The organism is Segatella baroniae B14 (genome assembly GCF_022024235.1).
Taxonomy (GTDB): Bacteria; Bacteroidota; Bacteroidia; order Bacteroidales; family Bacteroidaceae; genus Prevotella; species Prevotella bryantii.
On the sequence record NZ_CP091799.1, the window covers coordinates 729,819 to 748,922 of the forward strand.

General features: G+C 36.2%; 14 protein-coding genes. 4 read left to right on the plus strand and 10 right to left on the minus strand.

Going from position 1 to position 19,104, the window contains the following annotated elements; genetic code table 11:
• Positions 1-2 precede the first annotated feature (2 nt).
• From rsxE to galE, 3 genes are all read left to right on the plus strand, one after another.
• Positions 3-587, plus strand: coding sequence for an electron transport complex subunit RsxE (gene rsxE / locus L6469_RS03080; RefSeq protein ID WP_006282848.1), 585 nt, complete (start codon positions 3-5; stop codon positions 585-587).
• A gap of 11 nt (positions 588-598) precedes the next feature.
• The gene (rsxA, locus tag L6469_RS03085; RefSeq protein WP_006282847.1) at positions 599-1,201 is read left to right on the plus strand and encodes an electron transport complex subunit RsxA; all 603 of its coding nucleotides are present in this window, start codon (positions 599-601) and stop codon (positions 1,199-1,201) included.
• A 115-nt stretch (positions 1,202-1,316) separates the two neighbouring features.
• Complete coding sequence (galE, locus tag L6469_RS03090) at positions 1,317-2,354, plus strand: UDP-glucose 4-epimerase GalE (RefSeq protein ID WP_006282846.1); 1,038 nt, start codon at positions 1,317-1,319, stop codon at positions 2,352-2,354.
• A gap of 190 nt (positions 2,355-2,544) precedes the next feature.
• Here the strand turns inward: galE and L6469_RS03095 are convergent, their stop codons facing one another.
• From L6469_RS03095 to L6469_RS03125, 7 genes are all read right to left on the minus strand, one after another.
• A complete protein-coding gene (locus L6469_RS03095) occupies positions 2,545-3,735 on the minus strand; it encodes a sensor histidine kinase (RefSeq protein ID WP_039870767.1) in 1,191 nt (396 codons plus the stop codon).
• Between the two features lie 24 nt (positions 3,736-3,759).
• Positions 3,760-4,440 carry a response regulator transcription factor gene (locus L6469_RS03100; protein WP_176759752.1) on the minus strand — a complete coding sequence of 227 codons (681 nt, stop codon included), beginning with the start codon at positions 4,438-4,440 and terminating at the stop codon, positions 3,760-3,762.
• A gap of 65 nt (positions 4,441-4,505) precedes the next feature.
• Positions 4,506-7,631, minus strand: a complete 3,126-nt coding sequence (locus tag L6469_RS03105) for an efflux RND transporter permease subunit (RefSeq protein WP_006282843.1) — start codon at positions 7,629-7,631, stop codon at positions 4,506-4,508.
• Between the two features lie 4 nt (positions 7,632-7,635).
• Positions 7,636-8,745, minus strand: coding sequence for an efflux RND transporter periplasmic adaptor subunit (locus L6469_RS03110; RefSeq protein ID WP_006282842.1), 1,110 nt, complete (start codon positions 8,743-8,745; stop codon positions 7,636-7,638).
• Positions 8,746-8,763: 18 nt separating this feature from the next.
• Positions 8,764-10,062 carry a TolC family protein gene (locus tag L6469_RS03115; protein ID WP_143067153.1) on the minus strand — a complete coding sequence of 433 codons (1,299 nt, stop codon included), beginning with the start codon at positions 10,060-10,062 and terminating at the stop codon, positions 8,764-8,766.
• Between the two features lie 673 nt (positions 10,063-10,735).
• Positions 10,736-11,308 (minus strand): chromate transporter, encoded by a 573-nt coding sequence (locus L6469_RS03120; RefSeq protein ID WP_006282840.1) that lies wholly within the window; start codon positions 11,306-11,308, stop codon positions 10,736-10,738.
• 26 nt (positions 11,309-11,334) lie between these two features.
• Positions 11,335-11,871, minus strand: a complete 537-nt coding sequence (locus tag L6469_RS03125) for a chromate transporter (RefSeq protein ID WP_006282839.1) — start codon at positions 11,869-11,871, stop codon at positions 11,335-11,337.
• A gap of 169 nt (positions 11,872-12,040) precedes the next feature.
• Between L6469_RS03125 and L6469_RS03130 the strand changes: the two genes are divergently transcribed.
• Positions 12,041-13,591, plus strand: a complete 1,551-nt coding sequence (locus L6469_RS03130; protein ID WP_006282838.1) for a glycoside hydrolase family 28 protein — start codon at positions 12,041-12,043, stop codon at positions 13,589-13,591.
• Between the two features lie 93 nt (positions 13,592-13,684).
• Here the strand turns inward: L6469_RS03130 and L6469_RS03135 are convergent, their stop codons facing one another.
• From L6469_RS03135 to L6469_RS03145, 3 genes are all read right to left on the minus strand, one after another.
• Positions 13,685-15,820, minus strand: coding sequence for a cellulase family glycosylhydrolase (locus L6469_RS03135; protein ID WP_083382190.1), 2,136 nt, complete (start codon positions 15,818-15,820; stop codon positions 13,685-13,687).
• Between the two features lie 137 nt (positions 15,821-15,957).
• Complete coding sequence (locus L6469_RS03140; RefSeq protein ID WP_006282836.1) at positions 15,958-18,054, minus strand: M6 family metalloprotease domain-containing protein; 2,097 nt, start codon at positions 18,052-18,054, stop codon at positions 15,958-15,960.
• A 195-nt stretch (positions 18,055-18,249) separates the two neighbouring features.
• Positions 18,250-19,026 (minus strand): porin family protein, encoded by a 777-nt coding sequence (locus L6469_RS03145; RefSeq protein WP_006282835.1) that lies wholly within the window; start codon positions 19,024-19,026, stop codon positions 18,250-18,252.
• Positions 19,027-19,104: the final 78 nt, after the last annotated feature.

Consider the following 19,104-nt stretch of genomic DNA (forward strand, 5'->3'; position numbering starts at 1 on the left):
CTATGAGTAATATTAAAGTTCTTTTGAATGGCATGATCAAGGAGAACCCTACATTTGTTCTTACCCTTGGTATGTGTCCAACATTGGCTACAACGACAAGCGCCATCAATGGTTTTTCTATGGGCTTGGCTACAATGGCCGTATTGATTTGTACTAACTTTGTAATCTCTTGTATCAAGAAGATTACCCCCGATATGGTTCGTATACCTGTTTTCATAGTCGTGATAGCAGCATTTGTTACTATTCTTCAGATGGTTATGAGTGCATATGCTCCAGATTCAATTAATCAGGCATTGGGTCTATTTATACCGCTGATAGTAGTAAACTGTATCATTTTGGGACGTGCAGAGAGTTTTGCCTGCAAGAATTCACCGTTGGCTAGCATCTTTGATGGTATAGGTATAGGACTCGGTTTTACCGGTGCTCTTACTCTCTTAGGCTGTGTTCGTGAACTTCTTGGTGCCGGTAGTATCTTCGGTATCAATCTATTGCCAGAGACTACCAATATTTTGCTGTTTATCCTTCCTCCAGGTGCATTTATCACTTTAGGATATCTTTCAGCTATTATCAATAAAATTAAACGTTAAATAGCACAATTATGGAATATTTATTGATATTTATCTCTGCAATATTCGTTAATAATATTGTATTGTCACAGTTCTTGGGTATCTGTCCATTTCTTGGTGTATCTAAGAAAATTGATACAGCATTAGGTATGGGGGCAGCTGTAACTTTTGTTATGACTTTAGCTACAATTGTAACCTTCCTCATTCAGACCTATGTGTTAACTCCATTTCATTTGCAGTATCTACAGACTTTGGCCTTTATTTTGGTTATTGCTGCTTTGGTACAGATGATTGAAATTATTCTGAAGAAAACGTCACCAGCTCTTTATCAGGCATTAGGTGTATTTCTCCCTTTGATTACAACCAACTGTGCAGTGCTTGGAGTTGCAATTCTTGTTATTCAGAAAGACTACTCATTACTTCAGAGTGTAGTTTATGCATTCTCTACAGCTCTTGGTTTTGCTTTGGCATTGATACTTTTTGCAGGTATTCGTGAACAACAGGCATTAACTAAAATCCCGAAAGGCATGCAAGGCATGAGTATAGTACTAGTTACAGCTGGTTTATTGGCTCTCGCTTTCATGGGCTTTAGTGGTCTTGAGGGTGGTCTTCGTACATTGTTTGGTTTGAACTAATGAAATTTTCTTCGAAAGAGTAAAAATATTATTTACTTCGATAAAAATATTTGAAAAAGGTACGCATTTTTTAAAATAAATGCGTATCTTTGTTGTTAACTAAGTAATCAAATATATGAAACAGACAATATTAGTTACAGGTGGTACTGGTTTTATAGGCTCTCATACTACTGTAGAGTTGATAGAAGCCGGATATGACGTAGTAATAGTAGATAACCTAAGCAATTCTAAGATAGAAGTACTTGATGGTATTGAAAAAATTACCGGTGTACGTCCTGCATTCGAACAGGTTGATTTACGTGATAAAGATGCTACAGAGGAAGTATTCAAGAAGTATCCAAAGATAGAAGGTATCATTCATTTTGCAGCAAGTAAAGCCGTAGGCGAGAGTGTACAGAAGCCATTGTTGTATTATCGTAACAATATTGTATCTTTAGTTAATCTTCTCGAGTTGATGCCACAGTATGATGTTAAGGGAATCATTTTTTCTTCAAGTTGTACTGTATATGGACAGCCAAAGCCAGAGAATCTTCCTGTAACAGAGAATGCACCTCATCAGAAAGCTACATCACCTTATGGAAATACAAAAGAGATTAATGAGCAGATTATTTTTGACTATATCCATAGTGGTGCTGCTATTAAGAGCATTGTTCTAAGATATTTTAACCCAATTGGGGCTCATCCAACAGCTCTTATAGGAGAACTTCCAAATGGTGTTCCTGCTAACTTGATACCATATGTTACTCAGACAGCTATGGGTATCCGTAAGGAATTGACGATATTTGGTAAGGATTATGATACCCCTGATGGAACTTGTATTCGCGATTACATTTATGTAGTTGATTTGGCTAAGGCTCATGTTGCTGCTATGGCACGTGTACTCGATCAGGATACCGATGCAATTGAGTATTTCAATATCGGTACAGGACGTGGAAATTCTACACTTGAGATTGTTGAAACATTTGAGAAGGCAACCGGTGTGAAGTTGAATTGGAAATATGGTCCTCGTCGTGAGGGAGACATCGAAAAGATTTGGGGTGATTGTACTAAGGCCAATAAAGTATTGGGTTGGGAAGCTAAAACTCCACTTGAAGATGTGTTGGCGTCAGCTTGGAAATGGCAGCAGAAACTTCGTGAAGATGGAGTTATGTAAAGTTTGTATTTATTAGAATATACACTTTAGACTAGATATCGTAGGCCTATTTGGGCTTGTATAAGATATAGCAAATGTCCTTTTTATAAGGCATTTGAATTTTGTGTTTGTGTTGTTGTTAGCCCCCGATGTGAATCGTGGGCTAATTTTTTAGTTATTTGTTTAGCCTTATAAATTGATAGATGATTTTTTAATAGTATGTTTTTTTGAAAGTAATACAAATTTTAGTTCCATTATTTTTTTTTGATGAAACAGTAAGTTTACAGCCATATTTTTCTAGTATTTCATGAGCAAGCGCCAATCCGATGCCGTGTCCTTTGATAGATGTTGTATTACTTGCTCTATAAAAAGGTTCAAATATATGCTGAATTTCATCTTCAGGTATACCTATACCATAATCCTGTATGATTAGTTGATGATGTCCTAGTGTTAAAGATATAGGCTTTTCCCCTGAATATTTGTGAGCATTATTTACTAAGTTACGTATGGCGATATGAAGTAGATTCTCTTTTATAGCAACAGAAAAATTATCTTCTATTGTCAGTAAAGTATGCTCATTAGTAAATGTTTGCATGAAGTCAGCCATGTTTACATTTTCTATTTCAGTTTCGTTAATTTTCTCCATTCGGGTATGAGAGAACTGAAGCAGTTGACTCATGATATTGATAATTCGATCAGTTTCTTCGTTTATACGCTGTAGTGTATTAATATATTCTTGAGGAGTTCGTTCACGCATAAGTGTTATTTCACATTCACCTTGAATTGCTGTAAGTGGATTATTTATTTCGTGTGATGCATTATTGACAAACATTTTTTCGGTTTGATAATTTTTATCAATTCTGTTCACTACTTTTATAGCATATAGTCTGCTGATGAGATATAGAATAATAGCGGATACGAATATGATAGCCATAATTGCAATCCCAATATATTGATTTATCGCCTCACCATAAGGATTGCGGCTCATTACTATAACAGCAAACATACCTTCGTTGTCATCATAAGTGAATGCGCATCCCACTTCGTCTCCATATTTAAAATTAATATCCTTTCCTTTAAATAAATCAGATAATTGGGTATCGGATAGATATTTGCTAATCATACCTTTTGCCTTAACATGATCTGACAAATTAATAAAATATTGTTGTGAAGTAGGAATGGCTCTTTTTCGAAGTTGAACCACTTGTTTATATTTCTCAGGAGACAGTTCATCTTTTTCAAATCGTTCTGTAGCTACTACGTGAGCTTTTTCCTGAAGGTATTCGAAATATAGATTTTCAGTATATTTTGAAAATATTATATAAAATATCAAACCTGCCAAAAGAACAAGTCCAATGGTTATGACCGAATATGTAATAGATATTTTATGTCCTGTATTCATTTCATTTTTAATGACCATTTTTCTTTATTTAAGCATATATCCCATGCCAATGATAGTGTGTATGAGTTTGGTTTTAAAAGGATCGTCTATTTTAGTGCGCAAATATTTAACATATACATCTACGATATTTGTATTCGTGTCGAAATCTTTATCCCATACATCTTTGAGAAGTTGTCTTCTTGAAATGACTTCGCCATGGTGTTGCATCATATATTCCAGAAGTCTATATTCTTTGACACTTAGATCTGCTTCTATATTGCTACGGATGGCTTTGTGAGTTGATGGATCTATAGTTAGGTCATGATAGATCAGAGAGTTTTGCTGTAATGCCTGTGTACGTCGCAGCATTGCTTTTATTCGTGCTATGAGTTCTGCAAATTTAAATGGTTTAACAACGTAGTCGTCAGCTCCGGCATGTAATCCCATGACAATATCCTCTGTAGTTCCCAGTGCAGTAAGCATTAGAATAGGAGTATGATAACCATATTTTTCACGATAGTGTTGACATATTTCCAATCCAGTCATGCCTGGCATTCTGATATCGAGTAGCAGTAGATCATATCTATTGTCTGCCTTGAGTTTGTTCCAAGCCTCTTGTCCATTATGAAATACATCGATTTCGTATCCGAAGTCTTTAAGACCTCGGGATACGAAATCAGAGATATTGAGTTCATCCTCAACCATGCAAATATAAGATGTAGACATATATTCAGAATCATTAATCATGCTCTGCAAAAATACTAATATTTTTTAGATAGTCTAGGCTTCTCTTACAGTTTTCGTTGTTTTAATTTACCTTTCTTATTGAAAACAGTTCGTCCATATATTTTCTCCACAAAGAGAGGGAAGATAAATAGGGTAAATATGGTTGCACCAATGAGTCCTCCGATGATTACGATAGCCAGAGGTCGTTGGCTTTCGCTTCCGATACCGTGACTCAGTGCAGCAGGCATCAAACCTAATATAGCCATTAGTGCTGTCATTAGTACAGCTCTGATACGAGAGTGCATACCCTTTGAAATAGCATCGGGTAGAGCCTGATCATGCCTAATATAATGCTTGATATCCATAATCATAATGACACCATTCTGTATGCATATCCCAAAGAGACAGATGAAGCCGATACCAGCAGATATACTAAAGTTAAAGTGGGTGAGTAATAATATGAGTAATCCGCCCACGGCAGCAAATGGTACATTGAGCAGTACAAGTATGGCATCGCGACTGTTTCCAAAGAGCATATAAAGTATGGCGAATATAAGAAGAATGCTGATAGGGACTACCTGAGACAGTCTGCTTGTAGCACGTTTCTGATTTTCGAAATCTCCATTCCAGCTTATTTTATAGCCATCAGGAAGATTTACGTTTTGGGCTACTTTAGCTCTTGCTTCATCGACGGCCGAACCCATATCGCGATTACGGACAGAAAATTTTACGGCACAATAACGGGTATGATTCTCTCGATAAATAATTAATGGACCTGTTATGGTATGAATATCAGCCAGTTCCTTGATTGGAATCATACTTCCATCACTTGCAGGTACCTTGATTTTTCCAATTTCTTCTTCATTGTTGCGGAATGGCTGATCATACCTTACCACCAAATCGAATTTACGCTCATCTTCGTAAACTTGTGATGCAGCTTTTCCACCAATGGCCATCTCAATGATACTCTGCACATCTTCCTTGTTCACGCCATATCGAGCTAGTCTGTTTTCATCGATATTAATCTGCAGTTCAGGTTGTCCTATATTCTTTATGACCCCTAAATCGGTAATACCTTGTATAGGCAACATGGTTTTGTATATCTGTTTGGCTATTCGTTCACTCTCATAAAGATCCGGTCCGTATACTTTAGCAACGATGGCACCTTTGACACCACTGACAGCTTCTTCCACATTATCACTGATAGGCTGAGAGAAATTAAAGTCGATACCTGGATAAGCGTTCAGGCTTTTGTTCATAGCATCAATGAGTTGCTCCTTATTACGTCCTGTAGTCCATTCATTTTCTGGATACATCTTAACAAAAAGTTCGATATTATAAAAACCAGTTGCGTCTGTACCATCGTTTGGTCTACCAGTTTGGGTAATTACCTCTTTTACTTCAGGATACTCTCTCACTATTTTACGGAATATATCGGATAGTTTTACTGATTCCTTGAGCGAGACGCTTTGTGGAAGTGTAGCCCTGATGTAGATAGATCCCTCATTCATTTCTGGTAAAAACTCTGATCCCAAAAACATGTAACTCGAAAGACCGGAAATCATAGTGAAAATAGCTACAATAATAGTACTTTTTGCATGGCGATGCAGAAATGCAAACCAACAGTCAAAGTATTTGTAGATCAATTCAAGGAATCTGTTTTTCTTTTCGCTGATATTTTTACTCATCAGTACAGAAGCCATAGCTGGTACTAGGGTCATGGTAAAGATGAGTGCACCTAACAAAGCGAAACCTAATGTGAAAGCAAGTGGAGAAAACATTTTCCCTTCTACTTTCTGGAAGCTAAATATTGGCAGGAGAGCTGTAATGATAATAAGTTTTGAAAAGAAAACTGATTTTGCTTTGCTGCGTGCCGTGATACGTATCAGACCACATTTTCCATATTTGTTAAATGCGGCCATACCCAAATATTTAGCCTTGTCACTTAGTGCTACAAAGATTGCTTCTACCATGACGACTGCACCGTCGATGATAATTCCAAAATCAATAGCTCCCATTGATAGCAGATTAGCACTCATGCCAGTGATATGCAGGCATATAAAGGCGAACAGAAGAGCCAGTGGAATGACACTTGCAACAATAATTGTAGTACGCCAGTCTTTCATAAAGAGGAATACTACAAGTGTAACTAACAGGATGCCTTCTATCACATTATGAAGAACTGTATGAATAGAGAGATTTACCAGTTCTTCACGGTCATAAAAAGGAGTGATGGTTACGTCATCAGGCAAATCTTCCTTTTGTATTTCTGCCACTTTGTCTTTGAGAGCAGCAATGACTTTCTGGGTGTTTTCACCTTTGCGCATGACAACAATACCTTCTACTACGTCATTTGTATTATCTCTTCCCACTTGTCCCAGTCTTGGCTGATTATTTTCGTGAATATGGGCCAGATTTTTGACGAGGATAGGTGTTCCATTAATATTCTTGACAACGATATTTCCAATCTCCTCAATATTATTAATCATACCGATACCTCGTACCACATAGGCTTGCGAACTTTTCTCGATTACATCACCTCCGACATTTATATTACTCTTGGCAATAGCTTCATACAATTCTAATGAACTGATGCCATATGAAGCTAGTCGGTTAGGGTCTACACTAACTTCGAAAGTTTTTACTTCACCACCGAAGCTAACTATATCAGCGATGCCGGAAACCGATCTCAGTTTGCGTTCAATAACCCAGTCTTGCAATGTTTTCAGTTCACGTACACTTTTATTTTTGCTACTCAATGTGTAACGGTAAATTTCTCCTGTAGGACCCTGTAAAGGCTGTACGTCGGGTGTCACTCCATTTGGTAAATCGGCATCATGAAGCATATTGAATACCTGTTGACGGGCGAATTCATCATCCACGTGATCATCAAAGATGACATTTATTACAGACAGGCCGAAAAGGGTAGTGCTCCGGATATCCGTTTTCTTTTGAACTGAGTTCATTGCAATTTCGATAGGGATGGTTACGAACTTTTCAATTTCTTCAGCACTCCTACCAGGCCATTGTGTTATAATAGTTACTTTCGTGTTGGTTACGTCAGGATAAGCATCTACTGGGGTATCAGAAAAACTCAGTATACCCGCGATAGCTGCTATTACAGTAATACAAAATATAACGTATTTTCTCTTCAGTGAGAATGTTATGATAAAGTCTATAAGTTTATTCATAAGTCTATTGGTTGTTGAGGGCATTGAATATCAGAAGTGCATTTTTACATACCACCTTTTTACCAGGTTTGAGCCCCTGACTAATATAGACGATGTCATTGGACTGATGGTCTATTTTCACTTCTTGCTTATGATAATGGTTCTTTTGTTTTTTGTCATTGTCTTGAACTACAACATATTGATGTCCGTTTTCAAAGACTATCGCTTTTTGAGGCACACTTGTTCTACTGACGTTATTACCTGTCTGAATATGTATATTTGCAAACATGCCAGGTTTAAGCATTCCTTTCGGATTATGTAATAGAACGCGCACTTTCATGGTTTTGCTAACTGTATCCATGATACTATAAACGCGTTGTATTGTTCCTGTAAATTTTTCATTTGGATAGGATAGGGTTGTAATGTATACCCTTTCTCCTTGGTGTATCTTAGCGATATCGCTTTCATAGACATTGCCAATTACCCATACATCATCCAAATTGGCTATCTCGAAAGCTGGTTCATCGTTGTTGGTATAGTCAAAGTACGAGTTATTATAAATATTCTTGGTGATAATGTATCCTGATATAGGTGCTGTGAGTACAGCATGTGAAAGTTGGCCGAAATTGTTGATGTTGGCTACTGACCGTAATCGTATTTTCTCGGCTTTAGCAACCTTTAGTCTTTCACGTGCTTCTTCTATCTCTTTATTAGTAGACATTCCACTTCGTTGCAAATCAAGTTTCATCTGAAGTTCGCGTTGTGCCAGTCTGATTTCGGCATCAGTTTCGTGCAGTTGTTTATTGTATTCTGCTGCTTCAGCTGAATGAACGATGGCCAATTGCTTACCTTGACTTACATAGTCACCGATTTGCAGTTGGATGTCGCTTATCTTGCCGCTGCAAGGAATAAAAACCTTACCAATTTTGCTTTCATCACATGTTATATTACCATTTAGAATCAGTTCATTGCTTACTAATGCATTTTGTGCTAAAGATGTTGATAGAATTTTGGTAATGCTATCAGCGATTTGTTCTTTTTCATTTTTATTCTGCTCTAGTGGTGAGTGCTGGCATGAGTTTATTGCATAGGTTGTCAGTATCAGCCATGCTACATTATAAATTATTTTATTCATATTGTATTAATATTTATTTTATTTTAATTTAATGATATCTGTACCCACTGTTGTATTCAATTCGTTGACAGTTTGAATCAGTTGATTTTTAATATCTTGTTCAGCTAAATAGGTATCTTTGAAAGAAGTATATAAGTCGATAAATTCAAGAAGAGAAATATTTCTTTTTAAATATTGTTCTTTTACTTGATCTATCTGCTGTTTCATAGGAGTATTATGGAGTTGTTTTAATTCTTGTACTTGTTGTGTCTGGGTGCAAAGTAGATTATAATATGTAGTCACATCTGCTTCAATTTGTTGATTTTTCATCTGCTTACTTATTACTGCTTGTTGGAGTGCAGATTTTGCTTTCTTGATATTACCTTGATTGTGGTTGAAAATAGGTACTGTTACTGATAAGCCCACAAGATATGTGTTATGGCCTATGCTTCCATTCTTGTCATATTCTCCTTGTAGAGCGATAATAGGCAGTGCAATGGCTTTTTGGTATTTCACTTCATGTTCGCTGGCCTTTACATCGTAGCCCTGGGCAACTAAATCAGGTCTCGATTTGGCCAGCGACAGAAGTTCGTTTATATGTATATTCTGTATGTGTTGTTCGGTAATATTATCTTCGTTTAGTGTAGGTCGTATTTTGTCATCATCGTCAGTTATACCTATCATTAGTTTGATGTCTCGTTCTAAAGTCTGTTCTTGCTGAAGGAAGTCGTATGCTTCTTTTTGAAGTTGAAGATACATGCTTTTGATACGTTGTAATTCTAAATGCGAAATGTTCCCTTTGGTATTTTCCTCTTGGTAAGCATTGATTACTTGTTGTATAGCATGAAGTTCCTGTGAATAGATTTCTTGTTTCTTCTGTGTATAATAAAGCTCAATCAGCTTAGCATACAATTGGGCTATGCATTCCCGTTCTGTATCGATAAATTCATATTTCGTAGATTCCAGCTGGTTGTGAGCTGATTTAACCTGTTGGCTGTGTTGTCCGCCAATAGCAATTGGTTGACTTATTTGAATGTCAATTTCCCCCTCGTAACCAGAATCAAAGTAGCGATGTGTTACTGGATTATTGATATTATACATTGCCTCAATAGTAGGGTTTTCATAGAGTCGACTTTGTTTTAGTTGAGCCTCAGCCTTTTCTATGTCAAGTTTTTTTTGCAGAAGAAGCAGATGGTGCTCACGCATCATCTGCTTTGCTTTTTCAAATGTTAGTGTCATGGCTTTATTTGTATTCGCTAATAATAACCCTTGAGCCATGGTACTATTTGAAATTCCTACCATGATAAGAAATACAATGTTAAACTTAGTAATATTCATTTTGCCTATTCTATTTATTAGATTTGTAATTTCGAATGCAAAGGTAAATAACCTTATTTTGGTATAGAAAAAATATTCATTAGAAGGCTTTAATATGAAATTAGAAGTTTCTAATGTACTGAATTGCTTGTTTTTATCCTTATTAAGGGGTATAACTATGAATGTGTAATACTTTATATAGATCAAAGTAATAAGAGTACGTCAATGATGTATTGACATACTCAAAATTAAGCTGTGTATCAATAGTCCTTTTTACGTTGAAACAAGGCTTCTAAGATATCGTAGTTTATATAGAAAGTTTGTTAAATCAATAAATTTTTGTTCATACTCTTAGCATAAAAGAGATGGAAGCTATTTAAATAATAGCTGTTATATAGTTATTATTTATAAATCACAGTGAGATTTGTACAAATCACTCTTAGATTTGTAGTTTTAACTATGAAATGACATACTATTATCCTACGGTTAACCCCTTTTTTATATGTTTCAGAACCATGAAAAGGAGGATAATGTTGTTGAAACAGAATACGGACAAAACAGTAATTATCACGCAGATACAACTTTCTATAAGAAAAAGATTGCAAGTGATTATAGGCATCACAATAATGTGACATCAATTTTCCACTAATCGCCGTTTTTTTAGACACTTATATTCGCCGAACTCACATTATTTTTAATAAAGAAATAAACCGATAATACCACAGAAGAGCATTGTGAGAATCGGGTTGACCTTATACCGCTTAGTAACAAAAAATGCGATTGTAAAAATAAAAATGCTGACAATAAAAGTGAATAGACTTTCTTGTGGGGCTCCAAAGTTTTCCTTATTTATCAACAGTAAGGCTGCTGCTGCAATAAGACCAACAATCGTTGGACGAAGAGCAGCAAAAATATTTTTAACGATAGGAGAATTTTTATGCGTTATGAGATAATGGCTAATGGCAATCATAAGAATAAATGGTAGCCACATGATTGATAAGGAGGCTATAATAGAACCAAGAAAACCTACCCATTGTGCATAGCCATCATTAATAACAGCAGTATAGCCAACGTAGGTTGCTACATTGATGCCGATAGGTCCAGGAGTAGATTGACTGATTGCAACAATATCTGTAAATTCAGAGTTGGTGAGCCAATGATTTTTCATTACTACTTCACCATAAATCAAGGAAAGCATGGCATATCCACCACCAAAGTTAAAGATACCTATTTTGCTAAATACAATGAATAATTTTAGTAAAATCATTTATGTTGAATTTTAATTTATACGTATTATGCTTTGTCCTTTTTGAGTTGGCCATACAGATAGCCAGAGATTCCTGCAACCATAATTATCCAAATCGGAGACACATTGAATAGAGCTATGAGTAGGCAAGCTACTACAGGAATCCAGCAGTTGTACTTGTTGATTTTAGCTGTCTTTGCCATCGTAAAACATGGCGCAGCTATCAATGCTACTACAGCAGGGCGAACTCCCTTAAAAAATTTGGCTACATATTCATTATCTTCAATATGATGAAAGCACATGGCAATAAGTAATATTGCAATGATTGATGGCAAAGCAATACCGAGTGCACCAACAATACCTCCCCATATCCCTTTTAGTTTATAGCCGATATGGCTGGCCATATCGATAGAAAAAATACCTGGAGTTGTCTGGGCAACTACCATTATATCCAAAAATTCTTGTTTATTCATCCATTGTTTTTTATCTACGAATTCTTTTTCCATAATTGGAATCATCGCATATCCACCCCCTAATGTAAAGGCGCCAATCTTACAACAAATAAGAAAAAATTTTAATAACATGTTTTTTTATCTTTTACCTGATGCAAAGGTACTATTTTATCCTGAGTAGAGCCTTTACAAGCGATTAGAAGATTCTAATATCAAATTAAAGACTTCTAATTCTAAAGATATTTTTGAGCGATATATAAGTAGTATTTTTGTCGTCGATTAATATCAATTTTAAATAATAATGAAAACAAATTTACTTCAACGTACATTTTTCTTATCGTTGTTGACATTATTGTCAATAAGGGGGGAGGCTGATAATCATGTTGTTGCGGAACAAACAAGTCAGAATACACCAGAAGGTTGGCAGACGGTGAATTTACCGATTATTCCTGACATAACACCGCATAATACTATTTATATCACAGATTATGGTGCTACAATATCGTCGGCAGATAATACTATTGCTATCCAAAAGGCTCTTAATGCAGTGCCTGCATCTGGTGGGATGGTCGTTATTCCCGCAGGTGAGTGGTTGTGTGGTCCCGTGAAATTAAAATCTAAAACGATATTGCATCTGGCTGCTCATGCTACTCTTAAACTTTTACCTTATGGGATTTACCCGGCTATAACTTCAAGTAGTATAAAGTTTGATAATTTTATTGATGTGCAGAAAAATGCTACAGATATAATTATAGAAGGAGAGGATAAGTATACTTCTCTTTTTGATGGCCAAGGTAAAGAGTGGTGGATTGCTTATGAGAATAATAAGAGTATAAGCCGTGGTGCGGTAATACGTATGTCTAAGGGTACTCGATTTCTTATACGTAATGTGATGGTGAAAAATGCTCCAGGCGTGAATATTTCAATTGGTCAAAATGGTAAAGGCAGTCATGGTACTGTACACGATGTTATCATTCGTGAGCCGGCTTCGACGACTAAGACCGAACAACCATCTCATAATACGGATGGTATTTCTGTATGGGGGCCTTATGTTAATATCTATAATTGTGATATTGATAATGGTGATGATAATGTCGTGGTTGATTCAGATGGTCGGTTTGTTCATGTGTGGAACTGTACATTTGGAAATGGTCATGGTGCATCGATGGGTAGCTATACCTCTAATATGCATGATATACTTTGGGAGAATATCAATTTTTTTAATACAGAAAGTGGTTTTCGCTTGAAATCTCAACGTGGACGAAGCGGGGATGTTTACAATATTACTTTTCGTAATTGTATGATGAAAAATGTGAATAATCCAATTTATATAGAGTGTTGGTATGATAAGAGTATTAAGCCTGAACCTCCTTATGCTCCTTCTGCATTGCAAACGAGTACTACTCCTAATTTTCATGATATTCTTATACAGAATGTTACCTCTGTTGGTACACCTTACAAGAAGAGTTCCAAGAGTAATTTTCCGGTTTATATCTATGGTCTGCCCGAAGAACATGTACGTAATATTACTTTTGATAATGTTCTTGTTCAAGCAGAGAAGGGTATGTTTGTGGCTTATTGTGATAATATCAATTTTATTAATGGTTGTAAGATTATTAATTCAAAATCGACTTCTAAAATTATAGAAGAACAATATCAAGCAGAAATAATAGGAAATTGTAATAGTTATGTTACAGGTATTAATACTGTATCCATGACAACAAGTACTGACTCTTCTGCCAAAGTGTATGATGTACAGGGACATTATTTAGGGGTAATGACTCAGAATCAACTTCTTAAAAAGAAGCCTGGAATATATCTATGGAATTCAAAAAAAATCCTAGTTCGATAGCCTGTCACAAAACACCCGACCAATCATACAGAATATCATAGGCCGGGTGTATTTGTAATTAATTCCTTTGTACAAGTTTTTAGGTCTTATGCTTTATAAGCATTTATTGATCTTAACATTACCGTTCTTATAAGTTATTTTTTTGATTTTCATGCCTTTGTTGTATCCATCATTAACCTCATGGCCATCCACTGTGTAGTATTTCACAGATGCAATTTCATCTTTTTCATTATTGTCAAGCTGACTGATTCCAGATGTTGCTTTTTTTGTAAGCGTAATACTCTTGATATAAATAGGAGAGTCTCCCATTGTCCAGAAACCAGCAATATAGATATGAGAAGGATCTACAGTGCGATAATGTTTTACTTTGTTGGCATCTTCGTATTCTATATCAAGATGGTTCAAATTTATGGTAATAGAAGTTTTTCCGTCGAAAGTCTTACTATATGGATTACTCCAGTAATTATCACTGTCGAATAGGCGGAACGACAACCCCCAACTTGTATTAGCCTCTTGAAGTTCTACAGTGAGATAGTCGTAAGCCGAAAGGTCAAGACCTGATGCAAATTTCCATCCACCAAAACCATATTGGCCTGTCTGAAGTTTTCCTGTAGTTTCATCGAAAAATCCATTACCATAGATGCTTGGGTTTAAACCTACATTAGTGAGTGGGAAATACTCCGGAACATGAATATCTACCGTTGTGGTTAGTGTCTTACCATTTGTGTCTGTATACTTGAAGGTAACCGTGCATGCACCTTGTTCTTTGGCGATGATTCGACTTCCATTGTAGTATGCCACATTTTCATCACTACTTGTTACTGTGCATTTTCCTGTTATTTCTTCCTCTTTACCGCTTTTAGCATGACTAATGATCGTTACGACAGCATTGCTTCCTACTGAAATGGTAAAATTGTTCGAGCTAGCTGTGATACTTTCTATATCGAGATCTTCTGTTGTAGGCACATAGTTGATACGTTCCATGTTTTCTTCGGCATACGTCTTGTACCAGTTAAAACAAGCTACACCACATGCTTCGTCTCCTCCAGTTTTGTTTGAGAAAGCAGGAATAACCTTATTATTATTGATGTATGAATCGATATCAATATAGCATCCTGTACCGGACAGTGTCATGGAGATATTACCATAGTGTTCCATGAGTTTTTTATATGCATTGCCCCAGTTGCTTGTGGTACCTGTAGCCCATGTTCCCAGATTATTAGGTATTTTTTCACCATGTTCATTGACATGATAGGTAGAAGCATCGTTCTCATCGAAGTTGGCAACCTGTGGACTCCAGTCTACCTCCGTTATCATAATAGGATTAGTTTCTACGACAGGTACCTGGCTTTTAAATTGAGAGATAGCGCCATCTACATTCGGATTGTTTTCATCACTTCCATACCATCCTACATAATCGTGTACCGCATAGCCAATATTTTTCAGTTCATCGGTTATAGGATATGTTGCATATCCGGTATAATTAGCTTGCCATGAAGATCCCGGTACCCAGATGATACCTTTAAAACCATTTGCTCTGATTTTATCAACAATAGGTTGGAAGAAATCGTGCAAGGTATTAGCTGTATTACTTCCATCGGCATTAAGTACATTGACAGGTTCATTAGCCAGTTCGATTCCGATGACACCAGCGTGTTCTTGTATGTATGTATTCTTGCTGAATTGATCCCAAACATAGAGAAGATATTGTTGATAATCACCATCTACGTAAATGTTGGTAGGACATACTCCAGGTGGACGAACTACGACATAGAGCCCATGTTCATTGGCACTTTTAGCAAGAGGCACATAGAGATTCTGTAGATAATATTCGTACCTACTTTCACTAAAGCGTGATATATCGTTTTCACCTCCACCATTAGTGGCCGTTTTGTTAGGATCATTCGTCCAGCAGGGATCCATATGTAGGCGGAAAGCGTCACAATAAGCTCCTTGGCTGGTGTCGGTAATAGCGGAGAATAATTTATCAAAATAGGTTAGACAAGCAGGTATATTATTCGATGTTAATTCAGGTACCCACTTGGTCCAACGATAATCATTAAAGTAGGGACTCGGCGTATCCATAACGCCATGAAGCACAATTGTATGTCCTTGAGAATCTTTCAGATTTCTGCCCTCTACGTGTAAATTGTTTAGAGTTCGATATTGAGCCATGGACGATAATGATATGGCGCAAGCTAGGCAGACAATAATAATTTTCTTATTCATAATATTAGTTTATTATTCGTTTGTCTGCAAAGGTATAGCTTTCACCAAAATTATGCTTTTCCTAAAGTACCCAATAGTTTATAAATAGTTACATTTTCATATTCATGCATCCAATATTGTTAATTTTTTCTCGTTTTTTATTTTTCAATGACTTTTTGAATGCTACCATTACTCATTCTTAAAATATTTATGCCTTTAATGGGCTGATTTATTTTTATTCCTGCTGCATTGTATCGAGCAACAACAGTAACATTGTTTGATGTCTTTATGGTTGTTATAGCATTAGTCTCTTCATCTTCTGTAGCTTCTTCAATTATTTCTTGATATCCATTTAAAGGATTATAGACAAAGGTAATATCACCATTGTCCTGTTGCGTGATAGCATAGATTGGACTGTGCAGAAGATAACTACCATCTGTATTTGTATGATAGAGAATTGCTGCCGGTGAACTGTAATCTGTCAAACTGTCATTACGCACAGTGTTATTGACGACGTATGGGTAAGTGTCATATATCTCACTAGAGTCAATGACATTCGAATAATACCGTATAGCGTCATCGTTATCGGCATGGATTATAGTAAGATGTTGGTGTCCTTCGGTAGTTTGTTGTTTTTTCCAACTTACAGATGATGTTGTGGTCTCAGTAGTAGAGTTAACCGTGTTGTTCTCCCATGCATCCTTATCGTAATCTACATGAAGTACAAGTAATCCTTTGCCTGGAATATAGGTATCCCAACCTGTCTGTTGTCGATTTTCAAGCAGTAAGTATTCGTTTTCATACCCATCATTAGGAATGATATAGGCAGTAGCCTGATTGTTCAGTGGCGATAACGATACTTCTGTGTTGTCATTAAGGGTAGAGTAGTCAAGCCACCCCGCAGTATGTCGTTCATAGCTTGTGTAACCAGCTGGTACCCAACCGAGCATCATTGGTCCGTTATAGCTGCCAGCATCCATTACGTCATAGTACCCCATACCATAGTTACTGCCTGTTGTATCATAGAAGTCAGGAAAGCCAAGACAATGTGAAAATTCATGGCAGATAGTGCCGATTCCCATCAGAAAAGTTTTTTTATTATATACATACGATTCGTTGCTACATGCATAGGTATCGAAGGTGATGCCATTGATGCTAATACTATAGTAAGAGGAAATTGCACGATAAAGACTGTCTGCATTTACCGTGTTTGTGCTGGAACTTCCACCTGTTAGACCTAAATCTCCTGGACGATCAGAATACCCGTTTCTATTTGAATTAACTGATGTTGCACTTGCTTGTAATTGTTCTAAAGTATAGAGGTAGTCGTAGTAGCAAGCTGATTGTAGGCTCCATTCATGAGGCCATATCGTTTCTTCAATATCACTTGATGCTTCACCCTGTCCTGCATAGAGAACAAAAACTTGGTCAGCTTCGCCATCTCCATTCCAATCGTATTTTGAAAAATCGAGATCAGACGAGGAAATTTGGTTGAGCGCATCGATTATCATTCGCCCTGGATAAATATCATCACCGCTATCATCGTTCCCTCCATAATAAGAATAGGCATGATCAAGGGTTATTGGACCAATAACATCAAAAGTTAAGTCAAATTGTTCGTAGCTCTGCGATTTGAAATAATCGTGTACGCTGCCGGTAGTGCCATAAGGACTTACGTAACCCTCTTGGTTAGCTATGGACTCATAGGTACTTTTTGGATCGCTCATAGAAAACTTCTGATCAGTAAATTGTACAAGGATGATGAGTCCTTTTTTGCTGCCTTTATAATTTACAGATGAGGCTTTACGTAATGTTTTTTTGCGATTGGTAGTAGAGGTTGAGCTTGATTCGCTTGAAGGGTTGTTTGTAGAAGAACTTATTTTCTTTAGGCTTGTTGTATTTTGTTTCATCTGTTGAATATGAGCGATTTCAACTTGTGTTCGTTGAGCTTTGTTGTGCGCCATAATAGAGCTGGCTTTCATGTCAGGACCGATACGATCAGCGTAAAAAAACGCTCCATTTTTTTTGATTACAGGAATATTATCACGTGTCAAATAAAAGTGGTGATGTTCATCGCCAGCTTTAGTAAGTGTGAGCGTGTCTCCATTTGACTGTGTCACAGTTTTAAATCTACGCATTGCGGGACCTGCTGATGTGGTATAATTATTCATTATGAATAAGGTGATAATAATAATTCGTGTTGCAACAATTGAGGCTAAACGAATGGATGGGCTATTATAATAGTATTTTTTCATTTACTGCGTTCTTATTTATTTCTAATTTTTTATTTATGATAAAAGCAAATAAATAAAAAAAAGTTTGTAAATGAAAATAAAATCAACTAAACGTTCATAATCATCAGCAAAAACTTTCATCTGTCGTGATAGCGATAATGTGCTGAGGTAAGCATTTCTTGTAATAACAACTAAAAGCCCCAATTGGGGCTTTTATTAAAGTATAATTTTATATCCAATAGTAATGGCTATATTCTGATGTTTTGCACCAGAGGCTTTTTCTTTTTCAATATTTGTAAGCCCTAGGTTGTAACGAGCATCAGCAACAAAATTATGGTATTCATAGCTTATGCCGATTGGTATAGAAAGTCCGAATGTAGAAACATTCTTTACATCTGAGTTTGTTGAAGTTATGAAAGGATTATCAGATGGTGTTATACTTGTCTGAATTTGCATTTTCTTATTAATAGCAATTTCAGGCTGTATTCCAGCTTTGAGCGCTAAGCCTTTTGCAACGTATACATTGGCTAATATCGGTATGGTTAAGTAGTCAAGTTTCAGTTTAATATCCTCATCAATATTATATTTATAAGTGTTTCCTTTCAAATCTGTTAGATTGGTGGAAAAACCTTTGGTATCGTATGTTGCTCCTTTTTGAGTATACATTACGCCTCCAGATAGAGCAAATACTTTAGTAAATTGGTATTGTGCTTCAGCACCAAAGGTAATACCTGTTTTTGATTTACTATTATAAAATGTAAAACTACCGGCTGTTATATTAGATTCTATATTAGATTCTATATTATATATATATGGTTCATATTCACTAATGGGGATGGATGTGGCATAGTAAAAGGATGCTGGCATATCTCTTGAAGTGTAATTATTACTAAAACCAAATTTTGGTGTAATCGAAAATTTGCCAACAGGCTGTTGTGCATTCGCAGTAAGAGCTCCTAGTAATGTAGCTGCTACTATTAAAGTTTTTTTCATACTTGATAGTTTTGTTTATAATGGTTATTATAATGTTTTTTTAATGAGTTTATTGCATACATGATGCAAAGGTAAATA